General features: G+C 72.0%; 17 protein-coding genes. 5 read left to right on the forward strand and 12 right to left on the reverse strand.

Annotated elements, in window-relative coordinates; all coding sequences use genetic code 11:
• Positions 1-6 precede the first annotated feature (6 nt).
• Together JHE00_RS18815 and JHE00_RS18820 are read right to left on the reverse strand one after the other, a co-directional pair.
• Positions 7-1,545, reverse strand: coding sequence for an MFS transporter (locus JHE00_RS18815; RefSeq protein ID WP_200319775.1), 1,539 nt, complete (start codon positions 1,543-1,545; stop codon positions 7-9).
• Entirely contained in the window at positions 1,542-2,138 is a 597-nt protein-coding gene (locus JHE00_RS18820) for an NADPH-dependent FMN reductase (RefSeq protein WP_200319777.1), read from the reverse strand. Before JHE00_RS18820 ends, JHE00_RS18815 begins: the two co-directional genes overlap by 4 nt.
• A gap of 104 nt (positions 2,139-2,242) precedes the next feature.
• Between JHE00_RS18820 and JHE00_RS18825 the strand changes: the two genes are divergently transcribed.
• Positions 2,243-5,389 carry an ATP-binding protein gene (locus JHE00_RS18825; protein ID WP_200319779.1) on the forward strand — a complete coding sequence of 1,049 codons (3,147 nt, stop codon included), beginning with the start codon at positions 2,243-2,245 and terminating at the stop codon, positions 5,387-5,389.
• Positions 5,390-5,442: 53 nt separating this feature from the next.
• Here JHE00_RS18825 and JHE00_RS18830 read toward each other — a convergent pair whose 3' ends face one another.
• The 8 genes from JHE00_RS18830 to JHE00_RS18865 form a co-directional block, all read right to left on the reverse strand.
• Entirely contained in the window at positions 5,443-5,805 is a 363-nt protein-coding gene (locus tag JHE00_RS18830) for a GatB/YqeY domain-containing protein (RefSeq protein WP_200319782.1), read from the reverse strand.
• 99 nt (positions 5,806-5,904) lie between these two features.
• On the reverse strand, positions 5,905-7,104 hold the full coding sequence (locus JHE00_RS18835) for a cysteine desulfurase-like protein (RefSeq protein ID WP_200319784.1): 1,200 nt from the start codon (positions 7,102-7,104) through the stop codon (positions 5,905-5,907).
• A gap of 98 nt (positions 7,105-7,202) precedes the next feature.
• Positions 7,203-8,810, reverse strand: coding sequence for a monocarboxylic acid transporter (locus JHE00_RS18840; RefSeq protein ID WP_200319786.1), 1,608 nt, complete (start codon positions 8,808-8,810; stop codon positions 7,203-7,205).
• Positions 8,807-9,151: a DUF485 domain-containing protein gene (locus tag JHE00_RS18845; RefSeq protein WP_200319788.1), complete on the reverse strand. Its 345-nt coding sequence runs from the start codon at positions 9,149-9,151 to the stop codon at positions 8,807-8,809. Before JHE00_RS18845 ends, JHE00_RS18840 begins: the two co-directional genes overlap by 4 nt.
• A gap of 74 nt (positions 9,152-9,225) precedes the next feature.
• On the reverse strand, positions 9,226-11,001 hold the full coding sequence (locus JHE00_RS18850) for a sodium/solute symporter (RefSeq protein WP_200319790.1): 1,776 nt from the start codon (positions 10,999-11,001) through the stop codon (positions 9,226-9,228).
• A complete protein-coding gene (locus tag JHE00_RS18855) occupies positions 10,998-11,342 on the reverse strand; it encodes a hypothetical protein (protein ID WP_200319792.1) in 345 nt (114 codons plus the stop codon). The genes JHE00_RS18850 and JHE00_RS18855 overlap by 4 nt, the downstream gene beginning before the upstream one ends.
• A gap of 13 nt (positions 11,343-11,355) precedes the next feature.
• A complete protein-coding gene (locus JHE00_RS18860; RefSeq protein ID WP_200319794.1) occupies positions 11,356-12,132 on the reverse strand; it encodes a LytR/AlgR family response regulator transcription factor in 777 nt (258 codons plus the stop codon).
• Positions 12,129-13,205 carry a sensor histidine kinase gene (locus JHE00_RS18865; protein ID WP_200319796.1) on the reverse strand — a complete coding sequence of 359 codons (1,077 nt, stop codon included), beginning with the start codon at positions 13,203-13,205 and terminating at the stop codon, positions 12,129-12,131. Before JHE00_RS18865 ends, JHE00_RS18860 begins: the two co-directional genes overlap by 4 nt.
• Positions 13,206-13,370: 165 nt before the next feature.
• Here JHE00_RS18865 and JHE00_RS18870 point away from each other — a divergent pair, with 165 nt between their 5' ends.
• Positions 13,371-13,655 (forward strand): DUF3040 domain-containing protein, encoded by a 285-nt coding sequence (locus JHE00_RS18870; RefSeq protein ID WP_200319799.1) that lies wholly within the window; start codon positions 13,371-13,373, stop codon positions 13,653-13,655.
• 24 nt (positions 13,656-13,679) lie between these two features.
• Positions 13,680-14,990 (forward strand): Na+/H+ antiporter NhaA, encoded by a 1,311-nt coding sequence (gene nhaA, locus JHE00_RS18875; protein WP_200319801.1) that lies wholly within the window; start codon positions 13,680-13,682, stop codon positions 14,988-14,990.
• 48 nt (positions 14,991-15,038) lie between these two features.
• Here the strand turns inward: nhaA and JHE00_RS18880 are convergent, their stop codons facing one another.
• Together JHE00_RS18880 and JHE00_RS18885 are read right to left on the reverse strand one after the other, a co-directional pair.
• Positions 15,039-16,877: an ArnT family glycosyltransferase gene (locus JHE00_RS18880; protein WP_200319804.1), complete on the reverse strand. Its 1,839-nt coding sequence runs from the start codon at positions 16,875-16,877 to the stop codon at positions 15,039-15,041.
• Positions 16,874-18,148, reverse strand: a complete 1,275-nt coding sequence (locus JHE00_RS18885) for a bifunctional glycosyltransferase family 2/GtrA family protein (RefSeq protein ID WP_200319806.1) — start codon at positions 18,146-18,148, stop codon at positions 16,874-16,876. The genes JHE00_RS18880 and JHE00_RS18885 overlap by 4 nt, the downstream gene beginning before the upstream one ends.
• A 131-nt stretch (positions 18,149-18,279) precedes the next feature.
• Here JHE00_RS18885 and JHE00_RS18890 point away from each other — a divergent pair, with 131 nt between their 5' ends.
• Positions 18,280-18,849 (forward strand): hypothetical protein, encoded by a 570-nt coding sequence (locus JHE00_RS18890; RefSeq protein ID WP_200319808.1) that lies wholly within the window; start codon positions 18,280-18,282, stop codon positions 18,847-18,849.
• A 121-nt stretch (positions 18,850-18,970) separates the two neighbouring features.
• The gene (tig, locus tag JHE00_RS18895; protein WP_200319810.1) at positions 18,971-20,422 is read left to right on the forward strand and encodes a trigger factor; all 1,452 of its coding nucleotides are present in this window, start codon (positions 18,971-18,973) and stop codon (positions 20,420-20,422) included.
• The last annotated feature ends 53 nt before the right edge of the window (positions 20,423-20,475 follow it).

Raw genomic sequence — 20,475 nt, forward strand, 5'->3', positions numbered from 1 at the left:
TTCCTGTCACCCCGACTTTTCTTCGTCGGTTCTCCGTTCGCGGGGGATGGCCAGCGCCAGCGCGATGGTCCCTGCCAGCACCGTGGCGCAGAGCAGGCCCGCGGCGGCGAATCCTTCGGCGAACGCGGTGCGTGCGGCCTCCACCAGCCGGTCGCCCAGCCCCGGCGGGAGTGCCTCGGCGGCCGACAGTGCGGCGGCCACGCCGTCGCGCGCGTTCTCCGCCACCTCGGCGGGGAGACCGGTGGGCAGCGTCCCGGCCAGGTTCGCGCCATAGACGGCGGCGACCAGGCTGCCGGTGACGGCCACTCCCACCGCGACGCCCAGTTCCGCCGCCGTCTCCGATACCGCGGCCGCCGAGCCCGCGCGGGCCGGAGGCACGGAGCCCACCACCAGGTCGGTGCCGAGCACGCCCACGGGCGCGATGCCGAACACCGCCACCGACGCCAGGGCCAGTACGAGCGGCAAGGCGGTGTCCGCGCCGGTGAGGCCGAGGGCGGCGCAGCTCACCAGTGCCGTCGCACCGGCCGTCGCGAGGAACACCCGGCGCCCGAGCGCGCGGGCCAGCACCGGCGCGAGCAGTGAGGCGAGCACCGACACCGCGGCGATCGGCGTCATCCACAGTGCCGCCCCGAACGCCGACTCGCCTCGCAGCAGCTGCAGGTACTGCGGGATGAGATACATCAGCCCGTTCACCGCGAGCGTGCCCAGCAGCATCAGGGACACGGCGACGACGAACGCCCTGCGCGTGAACAGCGAGACGTCCAGCAGTGGGTGTTCGAAGCGCCGCTGCCTGCGTACGAACACCACGCCGACGCCCGCGCCCGCCACCATCGCCAGCGCGGGCACCGGCCCGGCGCCGTGCGCGACGGTCTCCTTGACGCCGTAGACGAACGGCAGCGTCGTCGCCAGCGACAGCAGCGCGCTGGGCAGGTCGATGCCGCGTGCTCCCTCGGGATCCCGGTGCTCGGGCAGGAGCACGGGTCCCAGCGCGACCAGCACGAGCATCACCGGGACTCCGAGCAGGAACACCGCACCCCACCAGAACGCCTCCAGCACGATCCCGCCGACGATCGGACCCACGGCGACACCCGCCGAGAACGTGGTCATCCAGATCGCGATGGCGAACGACCGCTGCCGCGCGTCGCGGAACATCGTGCTGATCAACGCCAGCGTCGACGGCATCATCGTGGCCCCCGTGACGCCCAGCAGCGCCCTCGCGGCGATGAGCAGTTCCGCGTTGGGCGCGAACGCCGCCAGCACCGACGCCGCGGCGAACGCGGCACCGCCACCGAGTAGTAGCCTGCGCCGCCCGATGCGGTCGCCGAGAGCGCCCATCGTGAGCAGGAACCCGGCGATCAGGAACCCGTAGATGTCGAGGATCCAGAGCTGCTGGGTGGCGCTCGGCGCCAGGTCGGCCGTGAGCTGAGGCGCGGCCAGGTAGAGCACGCTGATGTCGAACGCGAGCACCAGCAGTGGGAGCGCGAGCAACGCCAGCCCGCACCACTCCCGCGCGCCCGCCCTCGGCTCGGCGAGGGGAGCGGTCACTCCCCGGCCCCCGCGGGGAAGGGCGTCCGTTCCCGCCCGGCGCGCAGCGCGTGACCCCACCAGACCAGCTCGTCGAGCATGGCGTGTGCCGACTTCTCGTAGCGCGCCGCGTCCACGGGGGTGCCGTCCTCGCCGAAGCGCTCGTCGAAGTTCGGGAACGCGATGCTGGTCCGGACCGAGGTGGCGTGCAGCTCGTTGAACACCAGCCGCAGCTGCTCGACCGCCCGCAGGCCCCCCGAGATGCCGCCGTAGCTGACGTAGGCGACCGGTTTCGCCTGCCACTCCTCGAAGAACCAGTCGATGGCGTTCTTCAGCGGCGCCGGAAAGCTGTGGTTGTACTCCGGGGTGACGACCACGAACGCGTCCGCCTCGGCCAGCCACGGCTGTAGCTCACGCACCGGGCGCGGCAGTTCGGTGTCCTCGTCGCCGGGCAGCACATCCGGTAGCCACGCCTGGGCGAGGTCGATCACGTCCACCGCGACGTCGGCGCGCGAGCGGGCGTGTGCCGCGAACCATTCGGCGACGGTCGGGCAGAACCGGCCCGACCGGGTGCTGCCGACGATCAGTACGAGTCGCAGGGGCCGTTCCGTCATGTCTCCTCCTCGGGGATCTGCTCCGCTGTCCCCGACAGGTTGACCGGCGCCACTTCGGATTCACTTCGGGTCCGCTGTGGACGTGCTCGGGTAGCGTCTGTGACGTGCGGTTCGGGGTGTTGGGCGCCGTTGAGGTGCGGACGGAAGCGGGTGAGCCGGTCCGGGTGCCCGAGCTCAAGGTCCGTCTGCTGCTCGCGCACCTGCTGGTCCACGCCGACGAGACGGTGCCGCTCGACGCGCTGATCGAGCGCCTGTGGGGCGAGCGCACCCCGGCCGACCCGAAGGCCTCGCTGCAGGCGAAGGTCTCGCAGCTGCGCCGGGTCCTGGACGACGCCGAGCCCGGTGCGCGGGAGCTGGTGGTCTCCGGCGCCCGTGGTTACCGGCTGGCCGTACCGGAGGCCGAGCTGGACTCGGGACGCTTCGCCTCGCTGCTGGAGCGGGCTCGCGCCGAGGCCGATCCCCGGGCACGGGCCGTGTCGCTCGACGACGCGCTGGCGTTGTGGCGCGGTCCCGCCTTCGCCGATGTCGAGGACTCACTGGCGGCACGGCCGGTGATCACCCGGCTGCGCGACCTGTGGCTCGTCGCCGTTGAGGACCGCGCCGAGGTACTGCTGGAGCTCGGCGAACACGTGCTCGTGGCTGGCGAACTGGAACAGCTCCTCGCCGAACATCCGTTACGCGAACGTTTGCGGGCGGCCCAGATGCGCGCGTTGTACCTGGCCGACCGCCCGACGGAGGCGCTCGCGGTGTTCGAGGAGCTGCGCGCCCGGCTGCGTGACGAAGTGGGCGCGGATCCCGGTCCGCAGCTGATGGCGCTGCACCAGGCGGTGCTGCGGCACAGCTCCGAGCTCAGGCCCGCCCCGCCCGCGCGCCCGGTTGCCCGGACGCTCCCGGCGCCGCTGACCGAGCTGGTCGGCAGGGCCGACGACATCGACCGCGTGCACGAACTGGTCCACACCGGACGGTTGGTGACCCTCGTGGGTCCGGGCGGTGTCGGCAAGACGCGCCTGGCGCTCGCGATGGCGCACGAACTGGAGGGCGTGTGGTTCGTCGAGCTGGACGCGCTGCCCGCGAGCGGCGGTGACACCGGAGCCACGGGTGCGGTGGCCGATGCCGTGTGCCAGGCGTTCGGGGCGAAGGCGGGCGGACACTCCGGTGCTTCCGCGGACCCGGTGTCTCTGCTGCTCGACACCGTCGGCGGCGTGGCCGGCGTGCTGGTGCTGGACAACGCCGAGCACGTGGTGGGCGGCGTCGCCGCGCTGGTTCCCCCGCTGCTCGCCGCGGCGCCGGACCTGCGCCTGCTGGTCACCAGCAGGGAGCCGCTCGACGTGGGCGGTGAGCTGATCCACGCCGTCGAGCCGTTGTCGCCGGAGGCCTCGGTGGAGCTGTTCGCTTCCCGCGCGTCCGCTGCGGACCCGGGTTTCGTGCTGGACGAGCGCACCACCGAACAGGCGCACGCGATCTGTGCGCGGCTGGACGGCCTGCCGCTGGCGCTGGAGCTGGCGGCCGCGCGGGTGCGCGGGCTCGGCACGAGCGAGCTCGCGCAGCGGCTGGACGACCGCTTCGCCGTGCTGGCCGGGCGGCGCCGGGACACCCCGGCGCGGCAACGCACCCTGCGCGCGGTGCTCGACTGGAGCTGGGATCTGCTGACCGGCACCGAGCGCGCGGTGCTGCGCAGGCTGTCGGTGTTCTCGGGTGGCTGCACGCTGGACGCAGCGGAGCGCGTGTGCGCCGATGAGTCCGCTGTGGACGGTGTGCGGGTGGTGGACGCGCTGGCCCGGCTGGTCGAGCGCTCGCTCGTGGTGCGCACGGCGTCAGGGCGGTACCGGCTGCTGGAGTCGGTGGCGGCCTACGCGGGGGAGCGGCTGGCCGACTCCGGCGAGGGCTCCGCCGTGCGGCGCGGGCACGTCGCGTACTTCCTCGCGCTGGCCGAGCGCGCCGCGCCGCACCTGCGGGGCCGGGAGCAGCGGGTCTGGCTGGAGCGGCTGGACGCCGACGTCGCGAATCTGCGTGCCGTGCCGGCCCACGCCGGGGTCACCGACGCACTGCGCCTGGCGGACGCGCTCGCCTGGTACCGGTTTCTCCGCGGCAGACAGGGGGAGTCGGTCGCGGCGGCGGACTCCGCGCTCGCCCGCGAGGGCGGGCCAGCGCGGCTGCGTGCCGTGGTGCGGGTCTGGCGGGCCGGGACGGCGCGATGGCTCACCCGCGACGCGCTGCCCGGCGACGACGAGGAACTGCTGTCGGCGTTCGCGCCGGGCAGTCCCGAACTGGCCAGGGCGAGCTGGTTTCTCGCATTCTCCAGCGTGGGTTTCGGAGACGCCGAGGTGGCCTGCGGGTACCTGCGGGTGGCGCTGCGCACCTTCCGGGAACTCGGCGACGACTGGGGCTGCGCGGCCACACTGGTGACGTCGGCGCGGTACGCGGCCCTGCGCGACGACCTGAGCGCGGTCGAACGGGATGCCGGGCGTGCCGAGGATCTGTTCACGGAGCTGGGTGACCGGTGGGGCCGCCTGCAGGCACTGGACGTCCTCGCGGGCGTGGCCGAGGTGACCGGCGACTACGCCGAGGCGGCGCGCAACCACGCGAGTGCGCTGCGGATCGCGCAGGACCTGGCACTGTGGACGGAGATCGCGGTGCGCTTCGCCGGGCTCGGCCGGGTGATGCTGCTGACCGGCGATCTCGAGTCCGCCCACGCGCAGCACGAGCGGGCCCGGGTCCTGGCCGTGGAGCAGGGCAACTCGTCGCTGGCCGCCTACGCCGAGTTCGGGCTCGCGCTCGTCGCGCGCCGTCGCGGTCACCTGGCCGAGGCCGAGGAGCTGCTGGCGCGGTGGCTCGAACCTGCCGCGGTGCACACGTTCGCGGCGCTGACTCCGTTGGCGGAGCTGGGGTTCATCGCCGAGCTGCGCGGCGACGGCGAGCGCGCGCGGGAGCTGCACGAGACCGGATATCGCGGTGCGCTGGCCACGGGAGGCGGTCCGCGCGTGCTGGCGCTCGCGCTGGAGGGACTGGCCGGAGCGTGGTCGCTGCTCGGCGAGCCCGAGCGGGCGGCGAGGTTGCTGGGTGCCGCCGACGCGGCGCGCGGTTCGGTGGGCGCGCCGTTGCCGCCCGCGGAACGCGGCGACGTGGACCGGATCGCCGAGCGCGTCAGGGCGCTGCTGGGCGAGCAGGCCTTCGCGGCCGCGTTCGCCGACGGCGCCCGCCATGCCCCGGACGACCCGAACCTGCCCGGGGCGCCTGCCCAGCTGCGGTGAAGGGCACCTTTACTGCGTTGGATGCAGTAAAGGTGCCCTTCACCGCATGCTTGTCAGGGCTGGGGGAGGTGGCGGGTCAGGACTGCCGCTTCGGCGCGCAGGCGCTCCGCGGGGTCGGTGCGGCCCAGGCGTTCGTAGTCCTCCGCGGAGGACAGCCGCTCGGTCACCTCCTGCTCGACGATCGCGCGGACGTCGGCGTCGGTGAGGGTGCGGCGCTGCGCCTCCGCGGCGCCCAGCCCCGCCGCGGCTCCGGCGACGTGCTCGGTGCTGGTGATGCCCTCGGCAGCACCGGTGGCAGCGGAGGGAACGGCCTCGGCGTTGTCGATCGCGGCGAGTGCCGAGCGCAGGGCCGCGACGGCGACGCGGTCGCGGGCCTTGATCGCCGCTGTCAGTGCTTCACGCAGAGTGGCGCGCATCGGTCGGATTTCCAATCAGGCTAAGGAAACTCTGGTAGCAATATGGCCACTACGTCGCCGGGCACTAGCTCGACTTCTGGGCCCGGCTGCCCTGAGCGCTCACGCCAGCGCGGCCACCTCGGAGAGCAACAGGTCCACTTCGGACTCCGTGGTGTACGGGGCGATGCCGGCGCGCACGGCGCCCGTGTCGCCCAGCCCGACGTGCCGGGAGCACTCCAGCGCGTAGAACGTGCCCGCGGGTGCGTTGATCCCGCGCTCGCCGAGCCTCGCGTACACCGCCGCGGGTGCGACACCGTCGACGGAGAACAGCACGGTCGGGGTGCGGTGCCGCTCGGGCGAGCCGTGCACCGTCACCCCGGGAATCCGCGCGAGCCCGTCCTCCAGCCTGCGCGCGAGAGCGTCCTCGTGCTCCTCCAGTGCAAGCAGCGACGTCGTCAGACGCTCGCGGCGGGTGCCCGTGCCCGGCATGAGCTCGGCGATGAAGTCGATCGCCGCCGTGGTGCCGGCGAGCAGCTCGTAGGGCAGCGTGCCGAGCTCGAAACGTTCCGGCACCGCGTCGGTCGAGGGCAGCAGCTTGTCCGGATGCAGGGTCTCCAGCAGAGCCGGGTTCGCCGCGGCGAACCCGAGGTGCGGGCCGAAGAACTTGTACGGAGAGCACACGTAGAAGTCGGCGCCGAACGCGCGCAGGTCCACCGGCGTGTGCGCCGTGAGGTGCACGCCGTCGACGTAGCAGAGCGCTCCGGCCGCGTGAGTGGCCTCGGCGATCGCCGTGACGTCGGGCCGGGTGCCGAGCAGGTTCGACGCCGCGGTCACCGCGACCAGGCGCGTGCGCTCGGACAGCAGGTCCGCGACGGCCGACACCGCGAGCTCGCCCGTGGCCGGGTCGAAGTCGGCCCAGCGCACGGTGGCGCCGCGCGCCTCGGCGGCCTGGACCCACGGGCGGATGTTGGCGTCGTGGTCGAGCCTGGTCACCACCACCTCGTCGCCGGGACCCCACTGCGTGGCCAGCGCCCTGGACAGGTCGTAGGTCAGCTGCGTCATGCTGCGGCCGAAGATCACGCCCTCGGGCTCGGCACCCACCAGGTCGGCGGCCGCGCGCCGTGCCGCGACGACGATGCCGTCGGCTCTGCGCTCCGCCGCCGTCACCGAGCCGCGGTTGGCCACGGCCGAGCACAACGTCTGCGCCACGGCCTCACCGACCACGTCGGGGACCTGGGACCCGCCGGGCCCGTCGAAGTGGGCTGCGCCTTCGGCCAGCGCCGGGAAGTGCTTCCTGATCCGCGTGACGTCGTAGGACATGCGCCCGAGTATGCGGGCTGCCACGCGGGAGGGCAGGCCGCTGACAGGGTGAAGGCCCCCTCACCGCGCGGGCGAGGGGGCCTTCGGCGAAGACCTGCCTAGTGACTCGTGGCCTTCTCCGCGCCGGCTCCGGTGAGAGCGCGGACCTCCATCTCCTTGTGCTTGTCCTCCAGGTGCTCCTTCGACAACACGGTGCCGAGCCAGCCGAGGAAGAACGACACGGGGATCGACACCAGACCCGGGTTCTGCAACGGGAACCAGTGGAAGTCGACGCCCGTGAACATCGACTTCTCCGTGCCCGACACGGCGGGGGAGAAGATGATCAGCACGACCGTGACGGTGAGCCCGCCGTAGATCGACCACAGCGCGCCGCTGGTGTTGAACCGCTTCCAGAACAACGAGTACAGGATCGTCGGCAGGTTCGCCGAGGCCGCGACCGCGAACGCCAGCGCCACGAGGAACGCCACGTTCTGGTCCTTGGCCAGGATGCCGCCGATGATCGCGACCGCGCCGATCACGCACGCGGTGATGCGGGCGACCCGGACCTCGGTGTTCTTGCTGTCGACCTTGCCCTTCTTGATCACGTTGGCGTACACGTCGTGCGCGAACGACGCCGACGCCGTGATCGTCAGGCCCGCCACCACCGCGAGGATCGTCGCGAACGCCACCGCCGCGATGAAGCCCAGCAGCACCGGCCCGCCGAGCGCCTGTGCCAGTAGTGGCGCCGCGGAGTTCTCGCCGCCTGGCGCGTTACTGATCGTGTCGGAGCCGACGATGGCCGCCGCGCCGTAACCGAGCACCAGGGTGAACAGGTAGAACAGGCCGATCAGGACGATCGCCCACACCACGGAGCGACGGGCTTCCTTGGCGGTGGGCACCGTGTAGAAGCGCATCAGCACGTGCGGCAGGCCCGCCGTGCCGAGCACCAGCGCGATGCCCAGCGACAGGAAGTCCAACTGGGACGTGCCGCTGACGCCGTAGCGTTCACCGGGGTTGAGCAGCGCGTCGTTGCCACCCGCGCGCTCCGAGGCGGCACCGAGCAGCTCGGAGAGGTTGAGGCCGTAGCGGCCCAGCACCCACACCGTCATCGCGAACGCACCCGCGATCAGCAGCGCCGCCTTGATGATCTGGACCCAGGTGGTGCCCTTCATGCCACCCACGAGCACGTAGATGATCATGACGACGCCGACCACCGCGATCACCACGGCCTGGCCCGCGTCGGCTTCGATGCCGAGCAGCAGCGACACCAGACCGCCCGCGCCCGCCATTTGTGCCAGCAGGTAGAAGAACGACACGGCGAGCGTGGACGTCGCCGCGGCCGCGCGCACCGGGGTCTGCCGCATCCGGAACGCGAGCACGTCGCCCATCGTGAACTTGCCGGTGTTGCGCAGCAGCTCGGCGACGAGCAGCAGTGCCACCAGCCAGGCCACGAGGAACCCGATGGAGTAGAGGAAGCCGTCGTAGCCGTACACGGCGATCGCGCCCGCGATGCCGAGGAACGACGCCGCCGACAGGTAGTCACCCGCGATGGCGGTGCCGTTCTGCGGCCCCGAGAACGAGCGGCCCGCGGCGTAGTAGTCGGACGCGGTCTTGGTGTTTCGCGAGGCGCGGAACACGACCACCATCGTCACGATCACGAACAGCCCGAAGATGCTGATGTTGAGCAGGGCGTTGCCGCCCTCGACGCCCTGGGCGAGTGTGGTCACTGGGCGTCTCCCTCGATGTCCTCGCGGATCTTGTCCGCGATCGGGTCGAGCTTGCGGTTGGCGTACCGCACGTAGAGCCACGTGATCACGAACGTCGAGACGAACTGCAGCAGGCCGAAGATCAGCCCGATGTTGATGTTGCCGACGACCTTCGTGGACATGAAGCCGTGCGCGTAGTCCGCCAGCACCACGTACAGCAGGTACCAGGCGAGGAAGAGCACGGTCATGGGGAAGACGAAGTTCCGCAGTCGCTTGCGCAGCTGCTGGAACTCGGCGCTGGCGTGGACCTCTGCCCAGGTTTCCGGCCCAGGCGGATGGGTCGAGGGCTCGGTGGTGCTCACGGTGACCTCCTCGTCACGGCACGGGAAAAGTGCTGGCGGACACAGTAGGAGGCGCGGGGGAGCCGGGGTAATCGTCAGCGGACCAACCGGCGAGTGATGCGACGAACGGCTGACGAGCGGCGGGCGGTCCACGATGAGTGGCCCAGGTCACGTGCCAGCGTCGCGCGGTCGGCGAACGGCGAGGGCCGGTGCTCGTCCAGGTGCAGGCGGAGCATCGCGGCGGTCGACCACGGTGGGGGCCTGCCGAACAAGGACACCACGATCATGGTCGCGAAGGCCAGCGGCACCGACCACGGCGCGGGCTGCACGAGCAGCAGCGCCACCCAGCCGGTGACGGGCGGGCCGGACAGCGTCAGCAGGAACGCGCCCGCGGTCGAGACCAGTCCTACCGCGACCCCGGCGATGGCGCCGTGAGCCGTGAGCCCTCGCCACCAGATTCCCAGTACCAGCAACGGGCAGAACGTCGACGCCGCCACCGTGAAGCCCCACGTGACGAGTGTGCCCGCGTCGAACCCGGCCGCGGGCAGGGCCAGCAGCACCACCGTCACGGCGGCGCCCACCACGGCCACGCGCAGCTGTCTCAGCCCGCCGGGCACGAGGTCGTGCGAGATGGCGCCGGCCACCACCAGCAGCAGGCCCAGCGACGTCGCGAGGAACGCGGCGAACGCGCCCGCGGTGAGCAGTCCGGTGAACAGCGTGCCCACGGTGCCGTCGTCGACCTGCGCGGGCAGCGCGACCACCGCGCTGTCGGTGGCCCCGGACAGGTACAGGTGCGGCACGAGCACTCGGCCCAGCACGCCGTAGATGCCGGGGAAGAGGTAGAAGACGCTCAGCAGAGCCACTGTCAGCGCCGCGGTGCGCCGGGCCGCGCGGCCGTCCGGACTGGTGTGGAACCGCATGATCACGTGCGGCAGGCCCATCGTGCCGAGCATCGTCGCGATGAGCACCGCCCACGTGCCCAGCAACGGATGTCCCTCGTCGTGCAGGTCCAGCAGCGGGCGTTCCCAGCCGTCGGCGCCGGGTGCCGGCTCGCCGCGCAGCTCGGGTACGCGGCTGCCTTCGGCGAACTCGACCGTGGTGCCCGCGGGCACCTGCCACTCGCCGGACGGCACCGGCCGCCTCGCGCCGTCGTCGGTGATCTCCTCGGCGCCCTCGGGCACGTCGAGCGTCGCTCCCACGCGGAACTCGACGCGCGTCTGGTCGCCGAAGTGCGTGAACTCCACGGGGTTCACGGCCTCGTCGCGCACGCCCGGTCCGGCCTGCACCAGCAGCCAGATCGCCGGGATGATGAACAGCACGAGCTTGAACACGAACTGGAACGCCTGCACGTACGTGGCCGCGCGCATGCCGCCGAGCGCGAGCGTGGCGCTCACCGCGGCCCCCGAGATCGCGACGCCGACCCAGTACGGCGTGCCGCTGACGACGCTGAGCACGAGTCCCGCGGTGCGGAACTGCGGCACGAGGTAGAGCGCGCCGATCACCAGCACCACCACGGCGGCCAGCCTGCGCAACGACGGCGACGCCAGCCGTGCCTCGGCGAAGTCGGGCACCGTCAGCGCGCCCGAGCGGCGCATCGGCGCGGCGACGAGCGTGAGCATCGCGATGTAGCCCGCCGTGAACCCGACGGGGTACCAGAGCGAACCGACCCCGTCCTTCACGACGAGCCCGGCGACACCGAGGAACGACGCCGCCGAGAGATACTCACCCGACACCGCCGCCGAGTTCAGCAGTGGCGAAACCCGCCGCGAGGCAACGAGAAAGTCCGACGTGGTGCGCATCGCCGCGACCCCGCGCAGTCCGATGAGGAGGGTGACGAGCACGACCGGCGCCACCGCGAACGCCGTGATCACTGCTCCTCCGCCCGCTCCGCGCGGCGCAGGTGCCAGAAACCGAGCGCGACCATGGCAGGGAACGGCACCGCCACCGGAATCAGCCACGACGCGGGAATGCCGAACACCCGCAGCCCGCCCAGCGACGGCCACACGGCCAGCAGCAGCGGCAGGCCGAAGATCAGGGTGAACAACAGCGCCAGCGCGCCGATCGCCCTGCGCAGCTGCACCCGGTACAGCGCAACGGCTCGCGGCGCCTCGGCCGGGTCGAGGGTCGTGGGCCGCCAGCGCCCTCGGTAGCGGCGGCGCGCGTGCGCGAGCCGCGTCTGCGGACTGGTGACGGCGACCCTGCGACCGGTCATGGCTGCCCGGCGCTCACGACGGTTGTTCGAGCTCGCCGCGCTGCGCCGCGTGCAGCAGCCGCTCGCGCAGCTCGCGCGCGTGGCGCCTGCTCACCGGGACGTCGCCGAGGTCGGTGTGGGCGAGCAGCCCGCCGACGGAGTCGCTGCGCAGTTCCCGCACCGCGGCCAGCGCCACGAGGAAACCGCGGTGTGTGCGCACGAACCCCGCGCTCTCCCAGTACTCCTCGAGCCGCGAGATGGGCATCCGCACCAGGTGCACACCGGAGGGGGAGTGCAGGCGCACGTAGTCGCCGTGCGCCTCGACGAACTGCACGTCGCTGCGCCGGATGTAGCGCGTGCGGCCCCCCGACTCGACGGGCAGCGCGGCCATCGCGTCGGGGGTGGAGTGGGCGCGCGGCGGCTCCTCGGCAGGCGGCATCGCCATGCGCGTGACCCTGGCCAGCGCCTCGGCGAGGCGCTCGGAGCGCACCGGCTTGAGCAGGTAGTCCACGGCGCCGATGCCGAACGCGGCGACGGCGTGCTCGTCGAACGCGGTGACGTAGACGATCACGGGCGGCTCGGCGAGCTTGCGCAGCAGCGAACCGAGCTCCAGACCGTCGAGACCGGGCATGGAGATGTCGAGGAACACGGCGTCGAACTGGCCGTTCTGGATCAGCTTCAGCGCGGTGAGCGGCGAGGCGGCCGCGGTGACCTCCGCGACCTCGGGCGCCTCGCGCAGCAGGCTGCACAGGTCGTCGAGCGCGGCGGGCACGTCGTCGACGGCGAGCACGCGCAGCCCCGCGCCCGTCACGGCATGACTCCCGGCTGGAATCTCGGCACTCGCACGATCACCCTGGTGCCCTCGCCCTGTGCTGTCTCCATCACCAAACCGAACCACGGCCCGTACACGTTACGCAGCCGTCTGTCGACGTTCGCCAGGCCCATGCTCCGCGTGTTCACCGCCGCCTCCCCGGCGAGCAGCACGCGTGCTCGCTCGGGGTCCATGCCCGCGCCGTCGTCCTCGACGCTGATGACGCAGTCCGATCCCTCGGCCTCACCGAGCACGGTCACCGTGCCGCCGTCGGACTCGCGCTCGATGCCGTGCCGCACGGCGTTCTCCACGATGGGCTGCAGCACGAGGTAGGGAATGGAGACCGCCAGTACCTCCGGCGCCACGCGGATCTGCACGCGCAGCCGTTCCCCGAGCACCGCCCGCTGCAGCGCCAGGTAGGTCTCGATGGCGTGGAACTCGTCGGCCACCGTCGTGTACTCGCCGTGGCTGGCGAGGCTGTACCGGATGTAGTCGGCGAAGTCGAGCATCAGCTCGCGCGACCGTGCGGGGTCGGGGCGTACCAGGCTCGCGATCACCGTCAGTGCGTTGTAGACGAAGTGCGGCGAGATCTCCGCCCGCAGCGCGCGCAGTTCGGCCTCGGCCGCCTGTTCGGCCGACTCCTCGAGCAGGCTCCGCTCCAGTGCGGCCACCAGCAGGCTCGCGACCTCGCGCAGCGCCGTCATCCGCGCGGTGCCCGCCACCACGAGCACGCCGGCGAGCTCGTCGTGCACCACGAGCGGCTCGGCGACCACCTCGGCACGGCGGCAGCGGTTCTCGGTGTGCAGCACCTCGTCGACCATCGCGGCGGTGTCGACGTCGCGCGGCAGCACACCGGAGGTCACGACGTTGGCGGAGAGATCGGCGAGGCCGACGCCGTCGGCGGCCAGCAGCCTGCGGATGGCCTTGGCGGCCGAGCGCACCCTCGGGCCGGAGAGCCCGTCGGCGAGGTCGTCGGTGATGTGCCGCGCGATCTCGAGGATCGAGGCGGGGTCACGCACGCGCCGCGACCAGAAAGGGCCACGGACCGGCCCCTCCTCCGCAGGCACCGACATACACGCTCCCAGCCTCGTCGACGAGTGGGGCGAATCTAACGGCACGCCGGTCGTGACCGGAAGGGCAGGGAGGCAGGAGCCTGACAAATCGGGTGAACGACGGCTCCACATGAGGGTCTGTCGTGAGGGCCGGGAGAAGCACATACTGGTCTCGGTGATGCCGTTATGGCACTGCACGACAAGGAGAAGAAGGAGCTCGCTGAGATCGAGCGCCGTCTCGCGGAGGACGATCCGCGGCTCGCTCAGCGGCTGGAGAAACTGCGCCCTCGGGGCGCGGCCCGGATCGGGCTCGCGCTGCTGGCGATGCTCGCCCTGTTCGTCGGCGGTCTGACCACCATCGCGACCGCCGCGGAGATGTCGTCGCCCGTGCTCGCCGTGGTCGGCGTCGTGCTCGCCGTCGGCATCCCCACGGGCATCATCTGGCGGCTGTGGCTGCGCAAGCTGCGATAGGCCGCGTTTCCTAAACTGCACCGCGTGAACTCGTCGACCCCGTCCCGGCCCCGGCTGTTCCGACGTTCCTCGTGGACGGAGTGGAAACAGGTCACCGACATCCTGCGGCAGGAGACCGTCGGCGGGATGCTGCTGCTCGTGGGCGCCGTGGTGGCGCTCGTCTGGGCCAACACCCCGATCTCGGACTCCTACGCGTCGCTGCGCGAGGTCACGGTCGGTCCCGCCGCGCTGCACCTCGACCTCACGCTCGCCGAATGGGCCTCGGACGGCCTGCTCGCCATCTTCTTCTTCGTGGTCGGCCTCGAGCTCAAGCGCGAGTTCGTGGCGGGAGATCTGCGGGACCCGCGCCGGGCGGCCGTGCCCGTGATCGCCGCGCTCGGCGGCGTCGTGCTGCCCGCGCTCATCTACGTGGCCGTCAACTGGGGAGACGGCGAGGCCCTGCGTGGCTGGGCGATCCCCACCGCCACCGACATCGCCTTCGCCGTCGCGGTGCTCGCCGTGATCGGCAAGCACCTGCCCTCGGCGTTGCGCACGTTCCTGCTCACCCTCGCCGTGGTCGACGACCTCGTCGCGATCACGATCATCGCGATCTTCTACACCGACGAGCTCTCGCTCCTGCCGCTGCTGCTGTTCCTGGTGCCGGTGGCGGTGTTCGCGCTGCTCGTGCAGCGCCGGATCCGCTCGTGGTGGCTGCTGGTGCCGCTCGGGGTCACGGCGTGGGCGCTGCTGCACGCTTCCGGGGTGCACGCGACCGTCGCGGGCGTGGTGCTGGGCTTCACCGTTCCGGCGCTGACCCGCACGGGCGAGCGGACCTCGCTCGCCGAGCGGTTCGAACACCGCCTGCGACCGATCTCGGCCGGGATCGTCGTGCCCGTCTTCGCTTTCATGGCCGCGGGCGTGACCGTCGGCGGGCTCGCCGGGTTCGGCACCGCGCTCGGCGACCCGGTGGCGATCGGCATCGTGGCGGGACTGGTGCTCGGCAAGGCCATCGGCATCTTCGGTGCGACATATGTGATGGCGCGGTTCACCAGGGCCGAGCTCGACGGCGAACTCGCGTGGGTCGACGTCTTCGGCATGGCGGTGCTCGGCGGTATCGGGTTCACCGTGGCGCTGCTCGTCGGCGACCTCGCATTCGGGCCCGGCGCCGAGCGCGAGGAGCACGTGAAGCTCGCGATCCTCACCGGCTCGCTGGTCGCCGCGCTGCTCGCCACGGTGATCCTGCGGCTGCGCAACCGCGTGTACCGCCGCATCCACGAGATCGAGACCCGCGACGACGACGCCGACGGCATCCCCGACGTCTTCGAACACGACGAGCAGCCCGGCCGCGCGCAGTGAAGGGCACCTTTACTGCGTTGAGTGCAGTAAAGGTGCCCTTCACCGCGGTCAGCGCGTCGTGCCCGTGGTGAGGTCGTAGACCGTTCGGCCACCGACGGTGGTGGCGTCGAAGTGGGCCGCGACCCAGTCGCCGATCTCGCTGGAGCCGCCGCCGGGGCCGCCCATCATGCCGCCGCCCTCGACGTAGTAGCCGATCTCGCCGTTCGCGACGTCGCTCTGGAACTGCTCGAGCGTGGGTGCCGGGTCGCCGCCGCTCCAGCCGCCGATGCCGATCACGGCCCTGCCGCTGGCCAGCTCCAGGCTCGCCGCCGCCTGCGCGCCCGTGGTCGCGGCGGCCCAGCGCGTGGTGGTGCCTGCCAGCAGCTCGGCCAGTTCGCCGTCGGTGCTCTGTTCACCGGGACCACCCATGCCCATACCGCTGCTCACGGGCCCGGACATGGGAATCGAGCCGCTGTGCGCCTGCGCGGCCGTGGCTCCGGTGTAGGCGAGGGTGCCGAGACCGAGTGTCAGCACCAGGACGGTCGCCAGCGCGGGAACCAGCCTGCGGAACTCGTGCGCGCCCGTCAGCAGCGCCGTCGCCGCGACCACGCCCAGCCCGAGCACGACCCAGCGCAGGACGGGCACGAAGTCGGGTGTGCGGCCGAGCAGGATGCAGGTCCAGATACCGGTGCCCGCCACCATCCCGGCCAGCACCGCCCTCGCCGCGACGTTGTGCCTGCCCAGCCACAGTGCATGGCCCGAGATCGCGACCAGCGCGGCGATCGCGGGCGCCAGCGCCACGGCGTAATACGGGTGCACCGTCCCGCTCATGTAGCTGAGCACCACGCCGGTCACCAGCAGCCAGCCACCCCACAGCACGAGCGAGGCGCGGACGCGGTCGGTGCCCGGAGCGCGCCGCGTGAACCACAGTCCCGCCACGAGTCCGAGCAGTGCCGCGGGCAGCAGCCACGAGATCTCGGTGCCGAAGCTGTCGCCGAACAGGCGCGTCAGCCCGGTCGCGCCGCCGAAGCCGGTGTTGGCGCCGCCGTCACCGCCACCACCGCCGCCCATGTTGCCCTCGCCGCCGACGATCCGGCCGAGGCCGTTGTAACCCAGTGCCAGTTCCAGCAGGCTGTCGCCCTCCGAGCCGCCGATGTAGGGCCGCGAGCCCGAGGGCCACAGCTCCACCAGCGCGACGAACCAGCCCGCCGACACCACCACGGCCGCGGCCGCACCGAACAGGTGCAGCACTCGCCTGCCCAGCGTCGTCGGCGCCGCGAGCAGGTAGGCCAGCGCGAACGCGGGCAGCACCAGAAACGCCTGCAGCATCTTGGTGAGGAAGCCGAACCCGATCGCCACCCCTGCCAGCGCGAGCCAGCGCGGACTCGCCTTCTCGCCGGCCCGCACGACGCAGTACGCGCCGGCGACGAGCAACAGGGTCAGCAGCGCGTCGGGGTTGTTGAACCGGAACATCAGCGCCGACACCGGGGTGAGCGCGAACGCCGCGCCCGCGAGCAGCCCGGCGGCGGGGCCGGACACACGGCGCACCGTCAGGTAGAGCAGCCCCACCGCGGCGACGCCCATGAGCGCCTGCGGCGCGAGCACGGTCCAGCTGGAGAACCCGAAGACCCGCGCGACGGCCGTGGTGACCCACAGCGAGGCGGGCGGCTTGTCGACGGTGAGGACGTTGCCGGAATCGAGCGAGCCGAACAGCCACGCCTTCCAGTCCTGTGTGCCCGCCTGCACGGCGGCCGCGTAGTAGCCGTTGCCGAACCCGGACGCCGACAGGTTCCACAGGTAGAGCACGGCGGTGGCGGCGAGCAGCACCGCCACGCCGGGACGCACCCAGCGCGGCGGACTCTGCGCGACGGTCGTGCGAGGCGCCGGAGCGGCGAGAAGGGCGGTCATGGGGTGGGTTCTCCCTGTCGGTCACGGTCGGTCTGGCGCCGCGGGTGGAACACCCAGCCGCGGAAGAGGAGGAAGCGCAGCACGGTGGCCGCGAGGTTGGCGGCGACGAGCACGGTCAGCTCCGGTGCGACGCCCGGCGCGGTCAGCGCGTGCAGCACCGCGAGCGAGCCGCTGGTGAGCGCGAGCCCGAGTCCGAAGACGACGAGGCCCTCGAACTGGTGTCTCGCCACACCGCCCGTGCCCCGGATGCCGAACGTCAGCCGCCGGTTGGCCGCGGTGTTGCCGATGGCGGTCACCAGCAACGCGAGCAGGTTCGCCGGCTGCGCGCCCATGCCGAGCCGCAGCGCCAGGAACAGCAACAGATAGGCGAGCGTGCTCGCGACTCCGACGGCGGCGAAGCGGACGAGCTGGGTCGGCAGGCTCACGGGCACTCCCGGGGTCTGGACACCGATGGGCCCTCGGCCCAGCTGGTCGCGCAGCCTGCTCACCGGCACGGCTCCCGTCGCCGTGGCGCGGGTGAGCCGCACGATGCCGCGCAGGTCGGCCAGCGCCGTCGACACGATGTCGACGCGTGAGTCGAGATCGTCGACCCAGTCCACCGGCACCTCGTGGATGCGCAGGCCGGAGCGCTGGGCGAGCACGAGTAGCTCGGTGTCGAAGAACCACGCGGTGTCCTGGACGTGGGGGAGCAGTCCGCGGGCCACGTCGGCGCGGATCGCCTTGAAGCCGCACTGCGCGTCGGAGAACCGCGCGGCCAGAGTGCCCCGCAGCAGCAGGTTGTAGCCGCGGGAGATCAGCTCGCGCTTGGGCCCGCGCACCACCCGTGCGCCCCGGGCGAGCCTGCTGCCGATCGCGACGTCGGAGTGGCCGGAGAGCAGTGGCGCGACGAGCGGCGAGAGCGCGGCGAGGTCGGTGGAGAGGTCCACGTCCATGTAGGCGAGCACGCCGGCGTCCGATGTGGACCACACCGTGCGCAGCGCCCGGCCGCGGCCCTTCTCGGCCAGGTGCACCACGGTGACCGGCTCGAACTCGTGCTCGAGCCGCCGCGCGACGTCGAGGGTGGAGTCGGTGCTCGCGTTGTCGGCGATCGTGATGCGGAAGCCGTAGGGGAACGTGGTGCTCAGGTGCGTGTGCAGCCGTCGGATGCAGGGCTCGAGGTCGGCCTCCTCGTTGTGGACGGGGACCACGACATCGAGCACGGTCGCCGTGTCGTCGGTGCCTGCGGAGGGGATCGGGAAGGGCTCCCGGGAGCCGCGCGTCGTGACGGTCATGAACTCACGGTCGGGCGTGGTCCTATGTCGACCATGTGTCTCACCTGTGCGCCCGCTGTGGACCCGCCGTCACAGCGACGACACCGCGCGTGCACAGGGAACGCACAGCGACCGCGTCGAGCGTGGTGGTCATGACCGACGAGCAGCGACAGCAGGGCTGGGGCGACGCGCACCCCGGCGAGAACGAGCGAACCGCGACGACCGAGCGCAGGCGTGGCGGACGGGCTGGCAGAACGGTGGCGGCCGTGGCCATCGCCGCGGGACTCGCGGCGGCGGGCGGCGTGGCAGTGCACGCGGCGAGCGCCGACACCTCGGGCGCGAGCGCGCAGGCGCCTCCCGGCGGTATGGTCGGCTCCGCGCTGCACGGTGAGTACGTCGTGTCCGATGGCGACGGCGGCTACCGAACCGAGCTGACCCAGACGGGCACCGTCACCGCGCTCTCCGGCACCGAGTTGACCGCTGAGAGCGAGGACGGCTACACGAGGACGTACACGGTCGACGCCGCGACGGCGCTCGACGGCATCGCCGACGGCGACACCGTCACGATCGCCGCCACGGCACCCGCCGAGGCGGGTGGCGACGCGGTGCTCGATTCCGTCACGGAGGGCGGCCGTCAGGCCACTCCGGGCCAGGGCACGGCGGGTCCCGACGGTGCGCCGCCCCGCCGGGACGACGACGAGAGCGCGCCAATAGAAGGGTGAGCGCGGACCCGTGCTCGAGCAGCTGGCTCTCTGGCCTAGACTCGGACATCGGTCCCCTCCTGACCTGCGGTCGGTGGGCCGACCCCAGATACCGATATACCGTCCCGGCTAGGAGAAAACGTTGAAGAGCACCGTCGAGCAGCTGAGCCCGACACGCGTGAAGATCAATGTCGAGGTGCCGTTCGACGAGCTCAAACCGAACTTCGACCGCGCCTACCGCAAGATCGCTCAGCAGGTCAGGATTCCCGGTTTCCGTCCGGGCAAGGCCCCGGCCCGCGTTCTCGAGAGCCGGATCGGCCGTGCCCCGGTGCTCGACGAGGTCGTCAACGAGGTCATTCCGGCCAAGTACATGGAGGCCGTGCGGTCCGGTGACGTCCGCACGCTCGGCCAGCCCGACTTCGAGGTGACCAAGCTCGAGGACCGCGAGGTGCTCGAGTTCAGCGCCGAGGTCGACGTGCGCCCGGAGATCACCCTCCCCGACCTCGCCGACATCGAGGTGAGCGTCGACGACGTCGAGCTCTCCGAGGACGAGGTCGCCGAGCAGCTCGACGAGCTGCGCGCCCGCTTCGGCACCCTCACCGGCGTCGACCGTCCCGCCGAGACCGGCGACTTCGTGTCGCTCGACCTGGCGGCGACCGTCGACGGCGAAGAGGTGCCCGACGCCTCGACGTCCGGCCTGTCCTACGAGATCGGCTCCGGCCAGCTCGTCGACGGCATCGACGAGGCGATCGTGGGCGCGACCGAGGGCGAGACCAAGACGTTCACCACCAAGCTGGTGGCCGGTGAGCACACCGGCAAGGACGCCGAGGTCAGCGTCACGGTCAACAGCATCAAGCAGCGCGAGCTGCCCGAGGCCGACGACGAGTTCGCCCAGCTCGCCAGCGAGTTCGACACCATCGACGAGCTCAAGGACGACCTGCGCGAGCGGCTCGGCCGCATGAAGAAGATGCAGCAGGGTGTCGAGGCCAGGGACAAGGTCCTCGACGCGCTGCTGGAGCGCGTGGACGTGCCGCTGCCGGAGAAGGTTCTCGAGTCCGAGATCTCCAACCGCAAGCACGACGCGATCCACCCGTTCGACCACGACGAGGACGCCTTCAAGGCCTCGCTGGAGGCCCAGGGCGGCAACGCCGAGGAGTGGGAGAACGAGATCCGCACCGAGGCCGAGAAGTCGGTCCGGACCCAGCTGCTGCTCGACACCGTCGCGGACGACAAGAACGTCCAGGTGAACGATGCGGAGCTGACCGAGCGGATCATCTACCAGGCGCAGCGCTTCGGCGTCAGCCCCGACGAGTACGTGCAGCGGGCCCAGCAGTCGGGCCAGCTCGGCGCCATCTTCGCGGACGTGCGCCGCGGCAAGGCGCTGGCGTCGGTGGTGCGCGGCACCACGGTCGTCGACTCCTCGGGCAACGCCATCGACCTCGAGGAGCTGTTCGGCCCCGAGGAGGCGGACGCGGACGCGCAGGCCGATGACGCTGCCGAGGCCGTCGAGGCCACCGAGCAGTCGGCAGACGACGACACCCAGGCCGGTGAGACCGGGGTCACCGAGGACGAGGCCGCGACCCCGAACAAGTGACCCATTCTCATGCTCTGAGCGAACTCGGGCGGTGTCAGGCATTCTGCACCGCC

Source organism: Prauserella cavernicola (assembly GCF_016595675.1).
GTDB classification, from domain to species: domain Bacteria; phylum Actinomycetota; class Actinomycetes; order Mycobacteriales; family Pseudonocardiaceae; genus Prauserella_A; species Prauserella_A cavernicola.